We start from the raw sequence: 15171 nt of genomic DNA on the forward strand, positions 1-15171 counted from the left end.
TATGACACCGGTAAAAGTGACTTTACTGAGCGGTTTTCTCGGGGCAGGAAAAACGACCCTGCTGAAGACTATTTTGCAGACAGACCACGGCCACCGAATTGCCGTCATAGAAAACGAGTTTGCTGACACCGGCATTGATCAGCAGATTATCGGGGATAGTGCCAGCCGGATCACTACCCTGGCCAACGGCTGTATTTGCTGTGACCGTTCGGGTGAACTGGAAAATGCCCTGCTTGATCTGCTCGCTGCCCGCACGGCAGGATCGATCAGTTTCGATCGACTGATTATTGAGTCTACCGGGATGGCGGACCCCGGCCCGGTGATCCATACCTTTTTCCGCCATCCCGGGCTGGCGGAGGCCTGTCATCTTGACGGGGTTATTACCCTGGTGGATGCCGTTCACGCAAACCAGCAACTGGATAACTGTCAGGTTGCACAAGCCCAGGCCGGTTATGCGGATCGCATTCTGCTGACAAAAACCGATCTTGTTGCAGACTGTGAAGCCCTGACAGAACGTTTACAGCGTATCAATGCCCGTGCCCCGATACAGCGGGTGTTGCACGGTGATACGGATATTGACAGTTTGTTTGATCTGCGGGGATTTATGCTGGAACACAGGGAGATTCGGCCGGCCTTAGCGTTCCGTTTTATGCCACAACACCGCGACAGGGTCAGCTCTCTGACCCTTCAGCTGGATTTTCCGGTCGATCTCCAAACCCTGTCAGGCGTTATGGAATCCCTGTTACTGCAATATGCCGATAATCTGTTGCGCTACAAAGGGATGTTATGGGTCAGCGGAGAGCCATGCCGCTTACTGTTTCAGGGGGTACAGCGCCTGTATAGCTTTGGCCATGACCGGCCATGGCAAGCGGATGAAACGCCCTGCAGCCAGCTGATTTTTATTGGTACTGACCTGCCCGAACAGCTGCTGACTCAGACATTTGAAGCTCTGCGGCCGGAACTATAGGCCGAGAGTTTCTTTCAGACGTTTCAGATAACGGCGGCTGACCGGCACTGTCTGACCGCCCTTCATCTTCAGTTCTCCCTGACCGTTCTCTCCCATACGGATCTCCTGTAACTGATCCATATTGATCAGATGCTGGCGATGGCAACGCAGCAGCGCAGTACGCTGCTCAAGGGTACGCAGTGTCAGCCCGGTCACCCCCTGTTTGCCCTCACGGCTGGTCACCAGCACCCCGCCAATCCGGCTGCTGACACAGGCCACGTCCTCCATCGCCAGCAGGTAAATCCGGTTCTGTCCGTTACAGGGGATATATTTCAGCGCTGACTGCAATCCGGGCAGCCGGGCCAGATCCTGCGGATCACTGGCCTGTCGCAGGCGCATCAGGCACTTTGTCAGCCTGGCCGGTTCGACCGGTTTCAGCAGATAGTCAAAGGCGGCTTCATCAAAAGCCTGTAATGCATATTCATCAAAAGCCGTCAGAAATACGATATGTGGCCGGTGTTGCGGGTCGAGCATACCGGCCATTTCCAGGCCAGTGATACGCGGCATCTGGATATCCAGGAACACCACCTGCGGGCGCAGGCGGTTAATGGCCGCCATCCCTTCAATGGCATTTGCAGCCTCACCGGCAATATCAATATCACTGTGCTGCTGTAACAGCAGCCGGAGATTTTCCCGGGCCAGTGGTTCATCATCGACAATCAATACTTTCATATCTCCTGCACCTCCGGCGGTAAACGGATAATTACCCGTGTGTAATTGTCAGTGTCATAGTCGACACACAGCCCGCAGCCATTGCCAAACCGCGCCCGCAGACGGCGGTCCACCAGCCCCATGCCCATGCCCTGCGATTTACCTGTCGGCGGGACAAATAGCCCGGCATTATCCTGTACCGAAATTTCCAGATACTCAGCTGACTGGCAGGCGGTGATGATAACTTCTCCGGTCCCCGGCAGCTGGGACGTACCATGTTTGATGGCATTTTCTACCAGAGGTTGCAGGGTAAACGCCGGTAAACGATGATGACACAATGCTTCAGGGACCCGTAAATTCACCTTTAGCCGTGACTGAAAACGGGCCTGCTCAATCTGCAGGTAGGCATTTACGTGTTCCAGCTCATCGCCAAGAGTCGCGACTTCGGAACTGCGCTTAAGATTTTTACGGAAGAACGTCGACAAATACTGCACCAGCACCCCGGCACGCTGCCGGTCATTACGGATCACAGCCTGCAGAGTATTCAGTGCATTAAACAGAAAATGCGGATTCACCTGGGCATGCAGCAGTTTAATCTCAGCCTGTGCCAGCAGGGCTTTTTGTCGTTCATACTGACCGGCAAGGATCTGCGCTGACAGTAACCGGGCAATACCTTCGCCCAGTGTCCGGTTGATAGAACTGAATAAGCGGTTTTTCGCTTCGTATAACTTGATGGTGCCAATCACCTGCTGGTTTTCACCATACAAAGGGATCACCAGAGTTGAGCCCAGTTTGCACTGCGGATTCACGGAGCAGCAATACGGCAGTTCGTTACCGTCCGCATAGACCACTTCCCCCGTTTCAATGGCACGCCGGGTATAGTGAGAAGAGACCGGTTTCCCGGCGATATGATGATCATCACCGATCCCCGTAAAAGCCAGCAATTCCCGGCAGTCAGTAATCGCTACCGCCCCGATATCCAGTTGCTGATGCAGCACCCGTGCGACTTTTAGACTGTTTTCGCGGTTGAATCCCTGGCGCAATATGCCCTCCGTTTCTGCAGCCACCCGCAAGGCGGTAGCCGAAAAGGCAGAGGTATAGCGTTCAAACATTGCCCGTTTATCCAGCAGGATACGCATAAACAGCGCAGCACCGACCGTATTGGTAATAATCATCGGGGCGGCAATATGGCTCACCAGTTGCAGTGCTTCCGAAAAAGGCCGGGCAATTAACAGAATAATCAGCATTTGCAGAGCTTCCGCCAGCAGAGTCAGTGCCCCTGCCGTCAGCGGACTAAACAGTTTATCTGCCCGTCCGCGCCGGACCAGAATCCGGTGTAGCCCTCCCCCCAGTAAGCCTTCTGCCAGAGTGGACAGCATACAACTCAGGGCGGTCATCCCGCCAAGAGAATAACGGTGCAGACCGCCGGTCAGCCCCACCAGCCCGCCAACAACCGGCCCGCCGAGTAAGCCCCCCATTACCGCCCCGATGGCACGGGTATTGGCAATCGAGTCATCGATATTTAATCCGAAATAGCTGCCGAGAATGCAGAAAAAAGAAAAGGTGATATAACACAATAACTTATGAGGAAGTCTGACCGTCACCTGCAGTAACGGAATAAACAGCCGTGTTTTACTCATCAGCCAGGCGATTACCAGAAATACACACATCTGTTGTAGTAACTGTATAACTAACCGGAATTCATGCATACGGGATGCCCCGGGGGAGTGACAAAACCGCAGAATATCCTGTCCTGGCAGGAATTTCTTTGAATCAGCGCCGGAAACCGCTCACGGAAAAATATCCGTCATTCAGCCTCTGGTTCCGGTGATATATAGTTGAAAGACGACGACCGTTCCAGTCACCGGTCATGTTATCCAGCCTGAACTCATCCGGGAGAAACTATATTATTCGCTGCTGCAGATTTAGTCTCTGTTTCCGCCTTTGCAGATAACGGGCAAGGCGGTAATCCTGCCGGTGTCTGAACTGGCATACAATTCCCCGCGCAACATGAAATGCAGCGTATTGCCGCTGAGGCCGGTTTTTCGGAAACCGTGTTTGCGATTCCGGTGCAGGGAGAGCCTGCCGGGGTCTGGCGGGTCCGTTATTTTTCTCCGGAAACCGAAGTGCCTTTCTGTGACCATGCCACCATTGCCACCACCGCGGTGCTGGTGCAACGCTTTGGTGCGGGGGAATATCAGTTTCAGTTAAATCAGGCCACCCTTCAGGTGTCGGCTGAACCCGACGTACAGGGCAACTGGCAGGCCGCTTACCCGCAGCCAGCCGGTCTAATCAGGATCGGCTACCGGCATCATGAGCCGGATATGCGTATCCCTCCGGCGTTGAACCATGGCGGAGCCGACCATCTGGTGCTGGCATTAAAAGAGCGCTCATCTCTGGCGGCAATGCGTTATTCTCAGCCCGCAGGCCGTGAACTGATGCGGCGCAACGGCTGGGTGACTATCCTGCTGGTCTGCGGGGAAGATGCACAGAAATTTTATACCCGTCACCCGTTTGCCTATGGCGATGTTTACGAAGATCCGGCTACCGGTGCAGCTTCGGCAGCATTTGCCGGTTATCTGCGCGACCTGCAGTGGCCACATAACGGCGCGATAGAAATTGTGCAGGGCGAAGATATGGGGATGCGCTCACGCATTTTTGCCGGAATCAGCGATCTGACAGGCAGTCCGATTGCCATATCAGGACAGGTGCGGCAACTTATGTAAATTGCCTTAACGATAACCTCATGAGAGTATCTGCGAAGCATTATAACGCTGTTTCCGTCCCGCCCTGCGGGCGGGATATTGGTTGTTATTCCCCCTGACGCTTCAGAAAGGATATTTCATGCCAGTCTGCTCCAAATGTCATCAGCACATGACTAATGATTACTGTTCTTCCTGTGCCGAAAAAGCCCGTGAAGCCGACAGACATCATAATCACGGCAATAACGCCGCGACTCCGGTAACCGGTGACCCGCGCCCGGAGAATAACCGGCCCCCGTTGCCTGCCGGTGACGCGGCTGGCGGAACACCGGTAAAAACCACCCCGCTGCCGCTGGATAATTTCGCCGCAAAATTTATTTATGCCCGCTGGGTACCTCTGGCACTGATGGCGTTACTGGCCTTTGAAATTGTCGCCAGCCTGAAGTTTTTACAGAGTTATCAGCACTATTATGGTTATGGCATTTTTACTCTGCCCTTTCCGCTGCTCTATGCCCCGCTGGTCATACTGCTGTTTATTAACCTGCTGATGATGTTCAGATTCCGCGAATTTCATCAGCAAAAAAGTACCCGCCGTGGTCACCCGACTTTTTGTCTGTTTGTCTTCTTCTGGTTCTGGTATATGCGCACCATCGGCCTGACCGTCGGTTTCTGGTTACTTCGCCATTTCTAACGTCTTTGCCGGTGGTATTCCCTGCTCTCCGCCAGCAATACCACTGGCCGGCTCTCTCTCCTTCGCCCCATGACAGTGCCCCCTGCAGCCGGCCTGCACCTTCAGGGTGCACAGCACCTCCCACGGGCGGTTCTCCGTCAGTCGGGTATCCTGCGGTTAAACAATAAGAATATTTTATAGTTAATCGCAAAAAGTGACTGGCACAGATATTGCTTTCTTATTTTACCGGTTGTTAAAAGGGACAATAATGAAAATCGCAATCTGGCAGGCACAAAGCAGTTACTGTGATTATGCGGCTAACCTGGCACGGCTGGCGGCGGCACTTCAACAGGCTAAATCACAACAGGCTGAATTACTGATCACACCTGAAATGTTTATGTCAGGTTATGTATTACAGCAGCATCTCCCTGCCATGGCAGATAGCTTCCCGCTGACAGAATTACTGGCCCTGGCCAGAGAGCGGCAAATGGCAATGATTGTTACCGGCCCGCTGGCAGAAGCAGGGCAGATTTTTAATGCCAGTTATTTTATCTCGGCACAGGGGGAGTTGCAGTGCGTATACCGGAAAACCCATCTGTTTGGTGAGCTGGATAAACGTCAGTTCAGCCCCGGCAATCAGCCGGTATGTATCACCCGCTATAAGGATCTGAATATTGCGCTACTGATCTGCTATGACGTTGAATTTCCTGAAACCGTCCGGGCTGCGGCCCGCGCCGGTGCCCATCTGGTGGCCGTCGCCACCGCGCAGATGAAGCCCTTCGATTTTGTTAACCGCCACCTGATTGCCACCCGTAGCTGGGAAAACCAGCTGTATATGGCCTATGTCAATCAAACCGGCCGTGAACAACACCTTGAATACGTCGGATTAAGCCTGGTCACTTCTCCTGACGGGGAGGTGCTTTGCCAGGCCAGCGAATCTGAAGAACAGTTGTTATATGCAGAAATTGATCCGTCACAGGTCACTGAGGCTCAGAAACAGAATCCGTACCTGAGTGATTTGCGGACAGACATACTATGAATAGTGTAATAATAAGTGCGAGGAATTCCGTATGACTGAGGCTAAAACACGTCAGAAAACCGCCAGACTGAGCGGAAACCTGGGCGTTGGCAGTATTGTATTTATGGTGATTGCCGCCGCCGCCCCGCTCACGGTGATCGGCGGTAATGTTCCGCTGGCGATCGGCATTGGTAACGGAGTCGGTGCACCGTTCGGTTTTCTTATTGCGTCGTTAATCTTGCTGGTGTTCGCCGTCGGGTTTGTCGCCATGACTCCCCATGTCAAAGAAGCCGGTGCCTTCTACTCTTATATCAGTCAGGGGCTGGGACTACGTGCAGGGATGGGTTCAGCCTATCTGGCGCTGGTCACCTATACGGCGATCCAGGCGGGTGTCTACGGTTATATGGGCTGGGCGGTGAATGATTTGGTGGTTCATTACGGGGGAACCGCGCATCCGTGGTGGATGTACTCGGTGCTGGCTATCGCGGCAGTCGCCATTCTCGGGTACCGCCATATTGACCTGAGTTCCAGAATTCTCGGTATCGCGTTAGTTCTGGAAATTGGCGTGGTGCTGATCATGAACTTTTCAATTCTGTCTGAAGGCGGTGCCCAGGGAGTCAGCCTGGTATCCTTTGAACCAAAAACAGCGTTTACTCACGGACTGGGAATGTCGGTATTATTCGCTCTGACCGGGTTTATCGGTTTTGAATCCACCGCCATCTTCCGTGATGAGTCACGTAACCCGGAGAAGACGATTCCCCGCGCGACCTATCTGGCAGTCATTATTATCGGTGTGTTTTATACTTTTTCAGCCTGGGCGCTGATTACCGGGGCCGGTTATACCCGCTCGGTGGCAGTGGCTAATGACACCTTAAACGGTACCGGCAATATGCTGCTGGATATTGCCCGTCAGTATAACGGTGCCCTGATGAGTAATGTGATCCAGGTATTACTGATCAGCAGTATTTTCGCCTGTGTGCTGAGTTTCCATAATGTGTTATCCCGCTATCAGTACGTATTAGCCGGTCAGGGGTTTATGCCAAAATTTTTGTCGGCGGTGCACGGTGAGCATAAGTCACCCTGTAATGCCTCACTGGCTCAGTCGGCCACCGCCCTGTTGCTGATCACAGTGTGCGCAGCCTGTAAACTGCAGCCGCTGACCCAGGTGTTTGGTTATATGGCCGCCGTATCGACGGTCGGTATTGTACTGCTGATGCTGCTGACCAGTGTGGCTGTGGTGGCATTTTTCAAAAAGAATACAGCACTGGCCGCCGGCAAACACTGGCGTACCCGCATTATTCCGGCGATATCCGTGCTGGCACTGTCTGTATCACTGATTATGGTGTTATCTAACTTCACCACCCTGACCGGCGGCAGTATGTTTATCAGTACATTACTGGCGATTATCCCGGTTGCAGCCCTGGTGACTGGCTATTCGGTGATTAATAAACGTCAGATTCTGGTCGCCAGTACTAACACCTGACCCTGCCAGCACCGCCTGATGTACAACTGACACAGCCAGCACCACGCTGGCTGTGTCATATCCCCGCGTCTTAACCTTCCGATCCCCCCACCGCACACGACAAATAACCTGCAGTCCGGCCCCCTCAGAGAAAAACATCGTTAATTATTCATTTTTTTTGAATGACATCAGCAGAATGATTAGATTTCGTTCAGTCAGCAGTCAGCGTAATCTTCTGTTTATCGGGACAACATCCCACTGTATAAACAAGATTACCCTGAGGAACACACCATGAAAGCTATCAAAAATATTGTTGCTGTTATTGCCTTTTCTGTTATCTCCGGCGCAGCCTTTGCTCAGACCATTACTGCCACAGCCTCCACTCTGGATGGTGCAGAAGCAAAAATTGCGGCACAGGCCAGCGCAGAAGGTGCCCGTTACAATATTACCGAAGCGTCTGCCGGTAACCGGATACATATGACCGCAGAGCTGAAAAAATAATCAGTGACGGGGGCTGCTAAAAGGCCGCCCGTAACGGCGGCCGGGGAACAAAAAACTGAACAGATCGCCGATCAGCGGTGCGTTTTTTCGAACGCTTTAAAACCGTCTTCAATGGTCGGGATAATGTCTGCAATTTCAAAGTACGGGGTGGTAATTAATTCAGAATCACGCAATCTTTCGATGGAAAAATAAAAAGACTGCATATCTTCGGCCTGGAACATTGCCACATCCGTACAACGGGTAGTAAACGCCTCCGCATCAAACATTCTTAAACTCACCTTACCGTCACTCAGTACATCGGCCAGTACCTTATCCGCAATACGGTTTCTCTCGCTGCGGGCCAGCCGCAGCCATGCAGGGGTGGTTTTTAACAGCACAAAAACAGTGATCATTATCGCCTCAGATATTCAGTATTTTTCACAGATTATCATCACGTTATTACAACCTTAGCAGCACGAGGGTGCATTTTTGTAACCGTTAATGTCACCGTCTGATAGCCCCGTCACTTATTTCCGGCCCCGGTGGCGGTCACAACAATATCAGCCGGTGACCGGTGGCCGGGCGCAGCAACAGCACTGTCAGAAACGCTTCGCTGGCCGGAGCATAAATAAAAGATAAAAAAACCTTGCTAATTTTTTACCGCTATGGATTAATATCGCCATCGGTTTGTAAAACAGACCTTATGAAAGCAGTTTTAGTAAAGCAGTCTTCAGTTCAGGTGTTATCTACAGATACCCTCCTTTGCGAGTCTCCTCCTAAGTGCCCAATAAGTAACTCTCGAATAACAGGCCATCATCGCCGCAGTTAGTGGCTCATCAATTAAGGAAGTATCTATGTCTGACAAAATGACTGGTTTAGTAAAATGGTTTAACTCTGATAAAGGTTTTGGCTTTATCACCCCGAACGACGGTACCAAAGATGTGTTCGTACACTTCTCTGCTATCCAGAGCGACAGCTACAAAACTCTTGATGAAGGCCAGAAAGTTTCCTTCACCATTGAAAACGGCGCGAAAGGCCCGGCAGCAGGTAACGTTACCCCGCTGTAAGCCGCGCTGATTATCAGTGATGTTTACAATAGCGATGACGGTAAAGACCTGAGCAGATAAACCCGCTGATAGTAAAAGAAACCCGCCCCGTGCGGGTTTTTTATTGCCTGAAATTTATCCGCAAGGGCCGCCGGATATCTGCCGGGTTGTAGCGCGGTCTGGCCCCGCTTCACCCGTATATGACAGAGGCAACAGCCTGATGGCTGACTGCAGGGATCATATTCATTTCGGGGCAATGACAGACTGGTAATGCCGGCAGCGCGTGTAACCATGCCCGCCAGTAGGATACGGCAGAGAAAACCCGACATACGGTTCAGGGTAGTCCGGGGTTTCTTCCGCCAGCACTATCGGGTCGCGGCTAACCGTCCGGCATTCATCATCACAGAACGATCACACATATGGTCGATAACATCAGGATCATGGCTGACCAGTACCATTGTCAGTTGATTTTCCTGTCTGAGATCATTCAGTAAATTAAGTATTTCAGCCTGTACCGACATATCCAGCGCCGAAGTGGGTTCATCGAGCAGTAAGATTTTCGGCTGCAGTAACAGGGCACGGACAATCGCCACCCGCTGACGCTGCCCGCCGGATAACTGATGGGGATAACGGTCAATCAGGCTGCTATCCAGACCAGCCTGCCGGAACCCGTGCATAATCCGATCATCAATAGCATCCAGTTTCAGCCGTTTGAGAGGTTCCGCGAGCGTCCGCCGCAGCCGGTGACGCGGATGCAAAGAGGCGTAAGGATCCTGAAATACCATCTGTACATCACGGCGTAACTGGCCGGTAAATTCTTCGCCCGCCCGTACGGCCGTGCCTGCCAGAGTCATTTGCCCTTGCCAGTGGGGATTAAGACCAGCCATAACCCAGAGCAGGGATGATTTTCCGCAACCGGAAGGTCCGACCAGACCGAAACACTCCCCCGCGCCAATACTGAGGCTGGCGTCTGTCACTACCTGCCGCAGCTGATACCCGTCAGGATGAAATACACTGACCCCGTTCAGCCGGATAACACTCATGATAATACCTCCAGTGCGGCACGATCTAATGTAGGTAAACGCTTACCTTTGGTTGTCAGCCCGGGGCGACAGGCCCACAGAGTACGGGTATAAGGATGGCTGGCATGGGCTAACTCTGCCGCAGGCAGTGTATCGAGCAGCTGTCCCTGATACATCACCATCACCCTCTGACAATGGTCTGCCACCTGTTGCAAATCGTGACTGATCAGCAGCAGCCCCATATTACGCCGGGAAACCAGTTCACGGATCAGGGCCAGCACCTGATCTCGCATCCGGTGATCGAGGGCAGAGGTGGGTTCATCCGCAATCAGAAATTGCGGATCGGTGATCAGGGCTATAGCCAGCATAATACGCTGCCCCATCCCGCCCGAAAGCTGATTCGGGTAGCGTTTCATCAGTTGTTGCGGGTTTGGCAGTCCGACAGCATCCAGCATAGCGGTCACTTTTTCTCTGCGCTGACGACGGTTCAGAGAACCGTGTAATATCAGGGGTTCTTCCACTTGCCAGCCAATCGTCTGTGCCGGATTCAGGGCGTATTTCGGATCCTGCATCACCATAGATAGCTGGCTGCCGCGCAACCGGCTCCAGTCACCGGCCGACAGGTGCAATGCATCCTGCCCTGCGATTGTCAGTTGACGGGCATCCGCTTTAAGCCCTGCCGCCAGTAATCCCATCAGGCTGCGTGCCGTCAGTGACTTTCCGGATCCGGACTCTCCCACCAGCGCGACACGCTCTTTGCCTAAGCAGAAAGAGAGGTTGTTCACCAGCGGCCGCCCTTCCGGCAGCACAATAGATAAGTGATCGGCAATAATGAAGGGTGTCGGTTCAGTTGTCATGTCGGCTATCCAGTCGGTCTCGCAGACCGTCCCCGATAAAATTAAAGGTCAGGCTGGCCAGCAAAATAGCGCCGCCCGGCGCTGCGGCTACCCACCACTGATCAAAAATCACTTTGCCGCCTTCTGCGACCATTGAGCCCCATTCTGCCGCAGGGGGGCGAACCCCCATTCCCAGAAAACCGAGTCCGGCGGCAGACAAAATAATCCCGCCGAGGCTGAGGGCTGCACGCACTACCGCCCCCGGTAAACAGAGCGGTAAAATATGGCCGAGCAGTAACGGCAAACCGCGTATTCCCTGCATCCTGGCGGCAGCAAGGTAATCACTGCGCCGCAAGCGCTGTGTTTCGGCACGGGCCTGACGGGCAAACGGTGGCCAGCTGGTCAGGGCGAGAGCCAGTGCGCCGTTCAGTAACCCCGGGCCAAGTACCGCCACCATCGCCAGGGCGATGACCAGACTTGGCAGTGATAAAAAGATATCGGTGATACGCATCAGGATCTTTTCAGCCCAGCCTCCCGCATAACCGGCCACCATGCCGACAGCCATTCCGGCCGGGACAGTTAACAGCAGGATAAAAATAATTAATACCAGCGTCGGACGTGTTCCGTAAATCACACGGGAAAGCAGGTCCCGACCGAAGCTGTCAGTACCAAACCAGTGGAGTGCTGACGGCGGCAGCAAGCGTCCGGCCATCTGCTGGGCATCAGGGTCAAACGGAGCGATCCACGGTGCAAAGATCGCCGTCACTACCAGCAGAGTTAATAATCCGCAGCCGGTCACCAGTAAAAAAGGAATTTTCCGCCGCGACGGGGTTGCAGATAAGCGGTGAGATAAATCAGTCATCGTGTTGCGGGATCCGTGAGCCAGACTAATGCATCAGTCAGTGCATTGATCAGAATAAAACAGGTACCTATCACTAAGGTTGTCCCAAGGATCGCCGGGAAATCAGAAGCAAACAGCGCATTAGTCAGATAGCGTCCCATGCCCGGCCATGAGAATACACTCTCTGTTAATACAGATCCTTCCAGTAAGGAAACGTAAGAGAGCATAATGACCGTGATTAATGTTCCGCGGGTATTCGGCAGCAGGTGATGCCAGATAATACGCCAGCGGCCCGCCCCTTTGGCCAGTGCCAGGGTGACATATTCTTTATTATTTTCTTCTAATAATGCGGCACGTAACAGGCGTGTCACTGACGCGGTGGATAATAACCCGAGGATCGCCACCGGCAGCCACAAGTGGGCCAATGCATTGATAAACATTTCACGATCACCGGATAACCAGCTGTCGAGCAGGACAATGCCCGTTTTCGGTTCCAGCGTATAAGTATACAGGTCATCCAGCTGACCGGGCCCAGCTGACCAGTGTAATACGGCATAAAATAGCAGTAAGCCCAGTAAACCGAACCAGAAGACAGGCACCGAGTATCCCAGCAGAGAAATAATCCGTGCCAGGTGGTCAAGCCAGCTTTTCGGACGCCATACAGAGAGCAACGCCAGACCAATTCCGCACACCGACCCGACAATCAGCGCACAGGTCGCCAGAGAAAATGTCGCCGGAAAGGTGCGCAGTAAATCACTGAGGACTGGCTGACCAGTGCTCTGTGAAATGCCCAGATTTTCCCCGGCCAGCTGCCGCAGATACTCGAGGAACTGCACAGGCAGTGACTGGTCCAGTCCCAGCTGATGCCTGATCTGCCCATAGGTCGATGCACTCGCATGGTCGCCCGCCAGCTGTAATACGGGATCGACCGGTGAAAGATGAGACAGCGTGAAGGTAAACGCCAGTAATCCGAGCAGTGTTACCACCAGTGATAACAGATTACCGGCGAGGCGCTGTATCAGCCGCCTCAGCCCCGCAGCGCGACTCGGGGGTTGCGCTGTGGTCACCATTACTTTGTCACCCGGTTGTAGTACACCATGTCCGGGTTCATTCCCTGCTGATAACCTTTCAGATTATTACGCAGGGCAATTAGCTGACGCGCCTGTAAGCCGATCACATAAGGTGAGTTTTTCAGTACCTGACGTTGTAGCTTCTGATACATCGCCGCGCGCTGCTGGTTGTCACTCAGCGCCACTGCCTGCCGGGTTTCAGCCGTCAGTTCAGGAATATCCCAGCCGGCACGTTCAGCCAGGGTGCTGCTGCCATCCTGCGGGTTTGATGCAAATGCTGCCGCATTACTGTTCGGATCGAAGTAATCAGGGCCCCATGAGGTCACGGTTGCATCGAATTTATGGCTGGAAATTTTCGAGGTGATTTCACTGCTGATCCCCGGGATAAGGGTGACTTTCACCCCCCCTTTGGCAAAACTGGCCTGTAATGCCTGGGCAATATCCAGATAAGGTGGCTGATTATTCACAATCAGGTTAAAGCTGATATTTTTCAGCCCGGCTTTTGCCAGAATCGCTTTCGCCTTTTCCGGATCATAGCTGTACGGGTTGTCTTTTAATGCCCCCAGATAACCATCCGGTAAGAATGTCTGATGAACCGAGAACTGGCCACGTAGCAGATCATCCGCAATACCTTTATAGTCAAAAAGATAACGGGATGCTTCGAGGAACGCAGGATTACTCAGCACCGGAGAGGCTTTGAGGTTAAATAACAGGTAGTAGAGTGAGGCAATCGGCACTGCTACTGGCTTGACTGAAGGCTGGTGTTGTAATGCACTGAACTGGTCACTGCCCAGGTTACGGGCAATATCCGCATCCCCCTGTTCAACCAGCAGCACCCGGGTAGCAACTTCCGGAACGTTTTTGATCAGTACATTCTTCAGCTCAGGTGGCCCTGCCGGAGAGTCAGGATTGGCAGTCATTAACAGTACTTCATGGGGAATATAGCGGCGGATCTGATAAGGGCCGCTGCCGGCAGAATGGGTATTCAGCCATTGATGACCAAAATCCCCCGCGGTCTGATGACTGTCCGCTAATTTTTCATCGACCACTGATGCCACCGGTGCCGAAAGCAGGCTCAGGACAAAGGACGGGCTGACATCCGCCGTCCAGTGGATAGTGACCTGATTATCACTGACTTTTGTCAGCTGGCTGTCGATATTCTTTGCATTCCAGCCTAGCTGAGTGAGGATAAACGACGGTTCCAGATTTAATTTCACCACCCGTGACAGAGAGAACATGACGTCCTCCGGACGGACAGGATTACCACTGGCAAACCTGGCACCGTCACGCAACGTGAAAGTCAGGCTACGATTATCGGCACCCGCTTTCCAGGAAGATGCCAGCGTCGGACGTAAATCAACAGGATTTTCCGGGTCCGATTGCAACAGGCGCTGATACAGGCTGTTAAAGGATTGCACGGTAGAAAGTTCAAACCCCTGAGCAGGGTCGAAGCTGATGGCATCATCCAGCGACTGGGCAACCACCAGCGTATCGGGAGGTGTTGCACTGAAAGCGGCCATTGAGGTTGCCATCATCGCCAGTGCGAGGACGGTTAACGTTTTTTTCATCTGATTTCCTTGCTGAGCACTGACCGTACGCCTGACCGGAAACCCGGTGTCCCGCGGCAGGATGTCAGTTGTTATTCTTTATTGTTATATATAAAGGGTTACTTATCACTCCAGTAATCTATCGGATTTTTTCCACCCCTGCCAGTCCCGGATAACAGAAAATCCGTCGCCGGAAACAGCGGGGTAACAAGGCTGTCGGTACGCACGGATACTGAGCCGATACTGCGGCCTGGTTGAATAAATCAAACGCCGGACGGATATTTCTGTAGCAGAGCGGGTTTTCAAACGTACCTGTTTTCGTCAGTTTATTCAGCGCAAACACCGTGACCAGAGGTTATGGTAAGCAGAACAGTTTTAGCTCCGGACACTTTCTGAGGTTTCCGTTTTTTCATTTCCCGTACTTCATTCAGTGTTCTGAACAGATAAAAATCCAGTATTTCAGTCCGGTATGTCCGGTTAAATGGTAATCGCCCAATAAAAGTATTCTGAGTGGGTTTTCAGCGCCGGATAAACTCCGAGTGTATATTATGCGCTTCAGCACATCAGAAATGCGCGTTATTAAAACGCTGAGAAGCTGGGGAGTTTACCCTCAGTGTCAGCAAAAGGCCGCAGTCCCGACAACCTATACCGCCACCGGGCCCTGTCAGGTCTGGTCATGGGATATCACCTGGTTACCGTCGGTGGTGTGCGGACGCTGGTATTACCTGTATATGATAACCGATCTGTACAGCCGGAAAATCACGGGTTATGAAGTGCATGAGACAGAAAGCGGTGAACAGGCTGCCGCTTTAATGCAGCG

15 protein-coding genes and 1 pseudogene are annotated in these 15171 nt (G+C 52.8%); 8 read left to right on the top strand and 8 right to left on the bottom strand.

All coding sequences use genetic code 11. The features are described from left to right. Position 1 precedes the first annotated feature (1 nt). On the top strand, positions 2–967 hold the full coding sequence (gene yjiA / locus JK211_RS10530) for a GTPase (protein WP_212708635.1): 966 nt from the start codon (positions 2–4) through the stop codon (positions 965–967). Here yjiA and btsR read toward each other — a convergent pair. Together btsR and JK211_RS10540 are read right to left on the bottom strand one after the other, a co-directional pair. Further along, complete coding sequence (gene btsR / locus JK211_RS10535; RefSeq protein ID WP_212708636.1) at positions 962–1678, bottom strand: two-component system response regulator BtsR; 717 nt, start codon at positions 1676–1678, stop codon at positions 962–964. The genes yjiA and btsR overlap by 6 nt on opposite strands. After that, entirely contained in the window at positions 1675–3366 is a 1692-nt protein-coding gene (locus JK211_RS10540; protein WP_212708637.1) for a sensor histidine kinase, read from the bottom strand. The genes btsR and JK211_RS10540 overlap by 4 nt, the downstream gene beginning before the upstream one ends. A 306-nt stretch (positions 3367–3672) precedes the next feature. Here JK211_RS10540 and JK211_RS10545 point away from each other — a divergent pair, with 306 nt between their 5' ends. The 5 genes from JK211_RS10545 (at position 3673) to JK211_RS10565 (ending at position 8010) form a co-directional block, all read left to right on the top strand. Beyond that, on the top strand, positions 3673–4383 hold the full coding sequence (locus JK211_RS10545; protein WP_212708638.1) for a PhzF family phenazine biosynthesis protein: 711 nt from the start codon (positions 3673–3675) through the stop codon (positions 4381–4383). Between the two features lie 118 nt (positions 4384–4501). Continuing rightward, entirely contained in the window at positions 4502–5050 is a 549-nt protein-coding gene (locus JK211_RS10550; RefSeq protein WP_212708639.1) for a hypothetical protein, read from the top strand. 247 nt (positions 5051–5297) lie between these two features. After that, the gene (locus JK211_RS10555) at positions 5298–6068 is read left to right on the top strand and encodes a nitrilase-related carbon-nitrogen hydrolase (protein WP_212708640.1); all 771 of its coding nucleotides are present in this window, start codon (positions 5298–5300) and stop codon (positions 6066–6068) included. 31 nt (positions 6069–6099) lie between these two features. Continuing rightward, positions 6100–7530, top strand: a complete 1431-nt coding sequence (locus tag JK211_RS10560) for an APC family permease (protein ID WP_212708641.1) — start codon at positions 6100–6102, stop codon at positions 7528–7530. 270 nt (positions 7531–7800) lie between these two features. Further along, on the top strand, positions 7801–8010 hold the full coding sequence (locus JK211_RS10565; protein WP_212708642.1) for a YdgH/BhsA/McbA-like domain containing protein: 210 nt from the start codon (positions 7801–7803) through the stop codon (positions 8008–8010). A gap of 71 nt (positions 8011–8081) precedes the next feature. Here JK211_RS10565 and JK211_RS10570 read toward each other — a convergent pair whose 3' ends face one another. Continuing rightward, positions 8082–8402: a darcynin family protein gene (locus tag JK211_RS10570; protein ID WP_212708643.1), complete on the bottom strand. Its 321-nt coding sequence runs from the start codon at positions 8400–8402 to the stop codon at positions 8082–8084. Positions 8403–8843: 441 nt separating this feature from the next. Here JK211_RS10570 and cspA point away from each other — a divergent pair, with 441 nt between their 5' ends. Then, the gene (cspA, locus tag JK211_RS10575) at positions 8844–9056 is read left to right on the top strand and encodes an RNA chaperone/antiterminator CspA (protein ID WP_212708644.1); all 213 of its coding nucleotides are present in this window, start codon (positions 8844–8846) and stop codon (positions 9054–9056) included. A gap of 344 nt (positions 9057–9400) precedes the next feature. On the opposite strand, the gene JK211_RS10580 is transcribed toward cspA, so the two are convergent. Genes JK211_RS10580 through JK211_RS10600 form a run of 5 tightly spaced genes read right to left on the bottom strand, consistent with a single transcriptional unit; the run spans position 9401 to position 14372 of the window. Beyond that, positions 9401–10078 carry an ABC transporter ATP-binding protein gene (locus JK211_RS10580; RefSeq protein WP_212708645.1) on the bottom strand — a complete coding sequence of 226 codons (678 nt, stop codon included), beginning with the start codon at positions 10076–10078 and terminating at the stop codon, positions 9401–9403. Further along, positions 10075–10914: an ABC transporter ATP-binding protein gene (locus JK211_RS10585; RefSeq protein WP_212708646.1), complete on the bottom strand. Its 840-nt coding sequence runs from the start codon at positions 10912–10914 to the stop codon at positions 10075–10077. Before JK211_RS10585 ends, JK211_RS10580 begins: the two co-directional genes overlap by 4 nt. Further along, positions 10904–11755: an ABC transporter permease gene (locus tag JK211_RS10590; protein WP_212708647.1), complete on the bottom strand. Its 852-nt coding sequence runs from the start codon at positions 11753–11755 to the stop codon at positions 10904–10906. The genes JK211_RS10585 and JK211_RS10590 overlap by 11 nt, the downstream gene beginning before the upstream one ends. Next, a complete protein-coding gene (locus JK211_RS10595; RefSeq protein ID WP_212708648.1) occupies positions 11752–12804 on the bottom strand; it encodes an ABC transporter permease in 1053 nt (350 codons plus the stop codon). The genes JK211_RS10590 and JK211_RS10595 overlap by 4 nt, the downstream gene beginning before the upstream one ends. After that, on the bottom strand, positions 12804–14372 hold the full coding sequence (locus tag JK211_RS10600) for an ABC transporter substrate-binding protein (RefSeq protein WP_212708649.1): 1569 nt from the start codon (positions 14370–14372) through the stop codon (positions 12804–12806). Before JK211_RS10600 ends, JK211_RS10595 begins: the two co-directional genes overlap by 1 nt. Positions 14373–14986: 614 nt before the next feature. Here JK211_RS10600 and JK211_RS10610 point away from each other — a divergent pair. After that, positions 14987–15171: pseudogene (locus tag JK211_RS10610) on the top strand (DDE-type integrase/transposase/recombinase); the annotation flags it as partial.

It is taken from the genome of Tatumella sp. JGM130 (genome assembly GCF_018257525.1).
Taxonomy (GTDB): domain Bacteria; phylum Pseudomonadota; class Gammaproteobacteria; order Enterobacterales; family Enterobacteriaceae; genus Tatumella; species Tatumella punctata.

Coding starts and splice junctions, on each gene's coding strand:
- JK211_RS10545 (WP_212708638.1), top strand. CDS start 3,673: ATGCAGCGTATTGCCGCTGAGGCCGGTTTTTCGGAAACCGTGTTTGCG.
- cspA (WP_212708644.1), top strand. CDS start 8,844: ATGTCTGACAAAATGACTGGTTTAGTAAAATGGTTTAACTCTGATAAA.
- JK211_RS10590 (WP_212708647.1), bottom strand. CDS start 11,755: ATGACTGATTTATCTCACCGCTTATCTGCAACCCCGTCGCGGCGGAAA.
- JK211_RS10595 (WP_212708648.1), bottom strand. CDS start 12,804: ATGGTGACCACAGCGCAACCCCCGAGTCGCGCTGCGGGGCTGAGGCGG.
- JK211_RS10600 (WP_212708649.1), bottom strand. CDS start 14,372: ATGAAAAAAACGTTAACCGTCCTCGCACTGGCGATGATGGCAACCTCA.
- JK211_RS10540 (WP_212708637.1), bottom strand. CDS start 3,366: ATGCATGAATTCCGGTTAGTTATACAGTTACTACAACAGATGTGTGTA.
- JK211_RS10550 (WP_212708639.1), top strand. CDS start 4,502: ATGCCAGTCTGCTCCAAATGTCATCAGCACATGACTAATGATTACTGT.
- JK211_RS10580 (WP_212708645.1), bottom strand. CDS start 10,078: ATGAGTGTTATCCGGCTGAACGGGGTCAGTGTATTTCATCCTGACGGG.
- JK211_RS10585 (WP_212708646.1), bottom strand. CDS start 10,914: ATGACAACTGAACCGACACCCTTCATTATTGCCGATCACTTATCTATT.
- JK211_RS10555 (WP_212708640.1), top strand. CDS start 5,298: ATGAAAATCGCAATCTGGCAGGCACAAAGCAGTTACTGTGATTATGCG.
- JK211_RS10565 (WP_212708642.1), top strand. CDS start 7,801: ATGAAAGCTATCAAAAATATTGTTGCTGTTATTGCCTTTTCTGTTATC.
- yjiA (WP_212708635.1), top strand. CDS start 2: ATGACACCGGTAAAAGTGACTTTACTGAGCGGTTTTCTCGGGGCAGGA.
- btsR (WP_212708636.1), bottom strand. CDS start 1,678: ATGAAAGTATTGATTGTCGATGATGAACCACTGGCCCGGGAAAATCTC.
- JK211_RS10570 (WP_212708643.1), bottom strand. CDS start 8,402: ATGATCACTGTTTTTGTGCTGTTAAAAACCACCCCTGCATGGCTGCGG.
- JK211_RS10560 (WP_212708641.1), top strand. CDS start 6,100: ATGACTGAGGCTAAAACACGTCAGAAAACCGCCAGACTGAGCGGAAAC.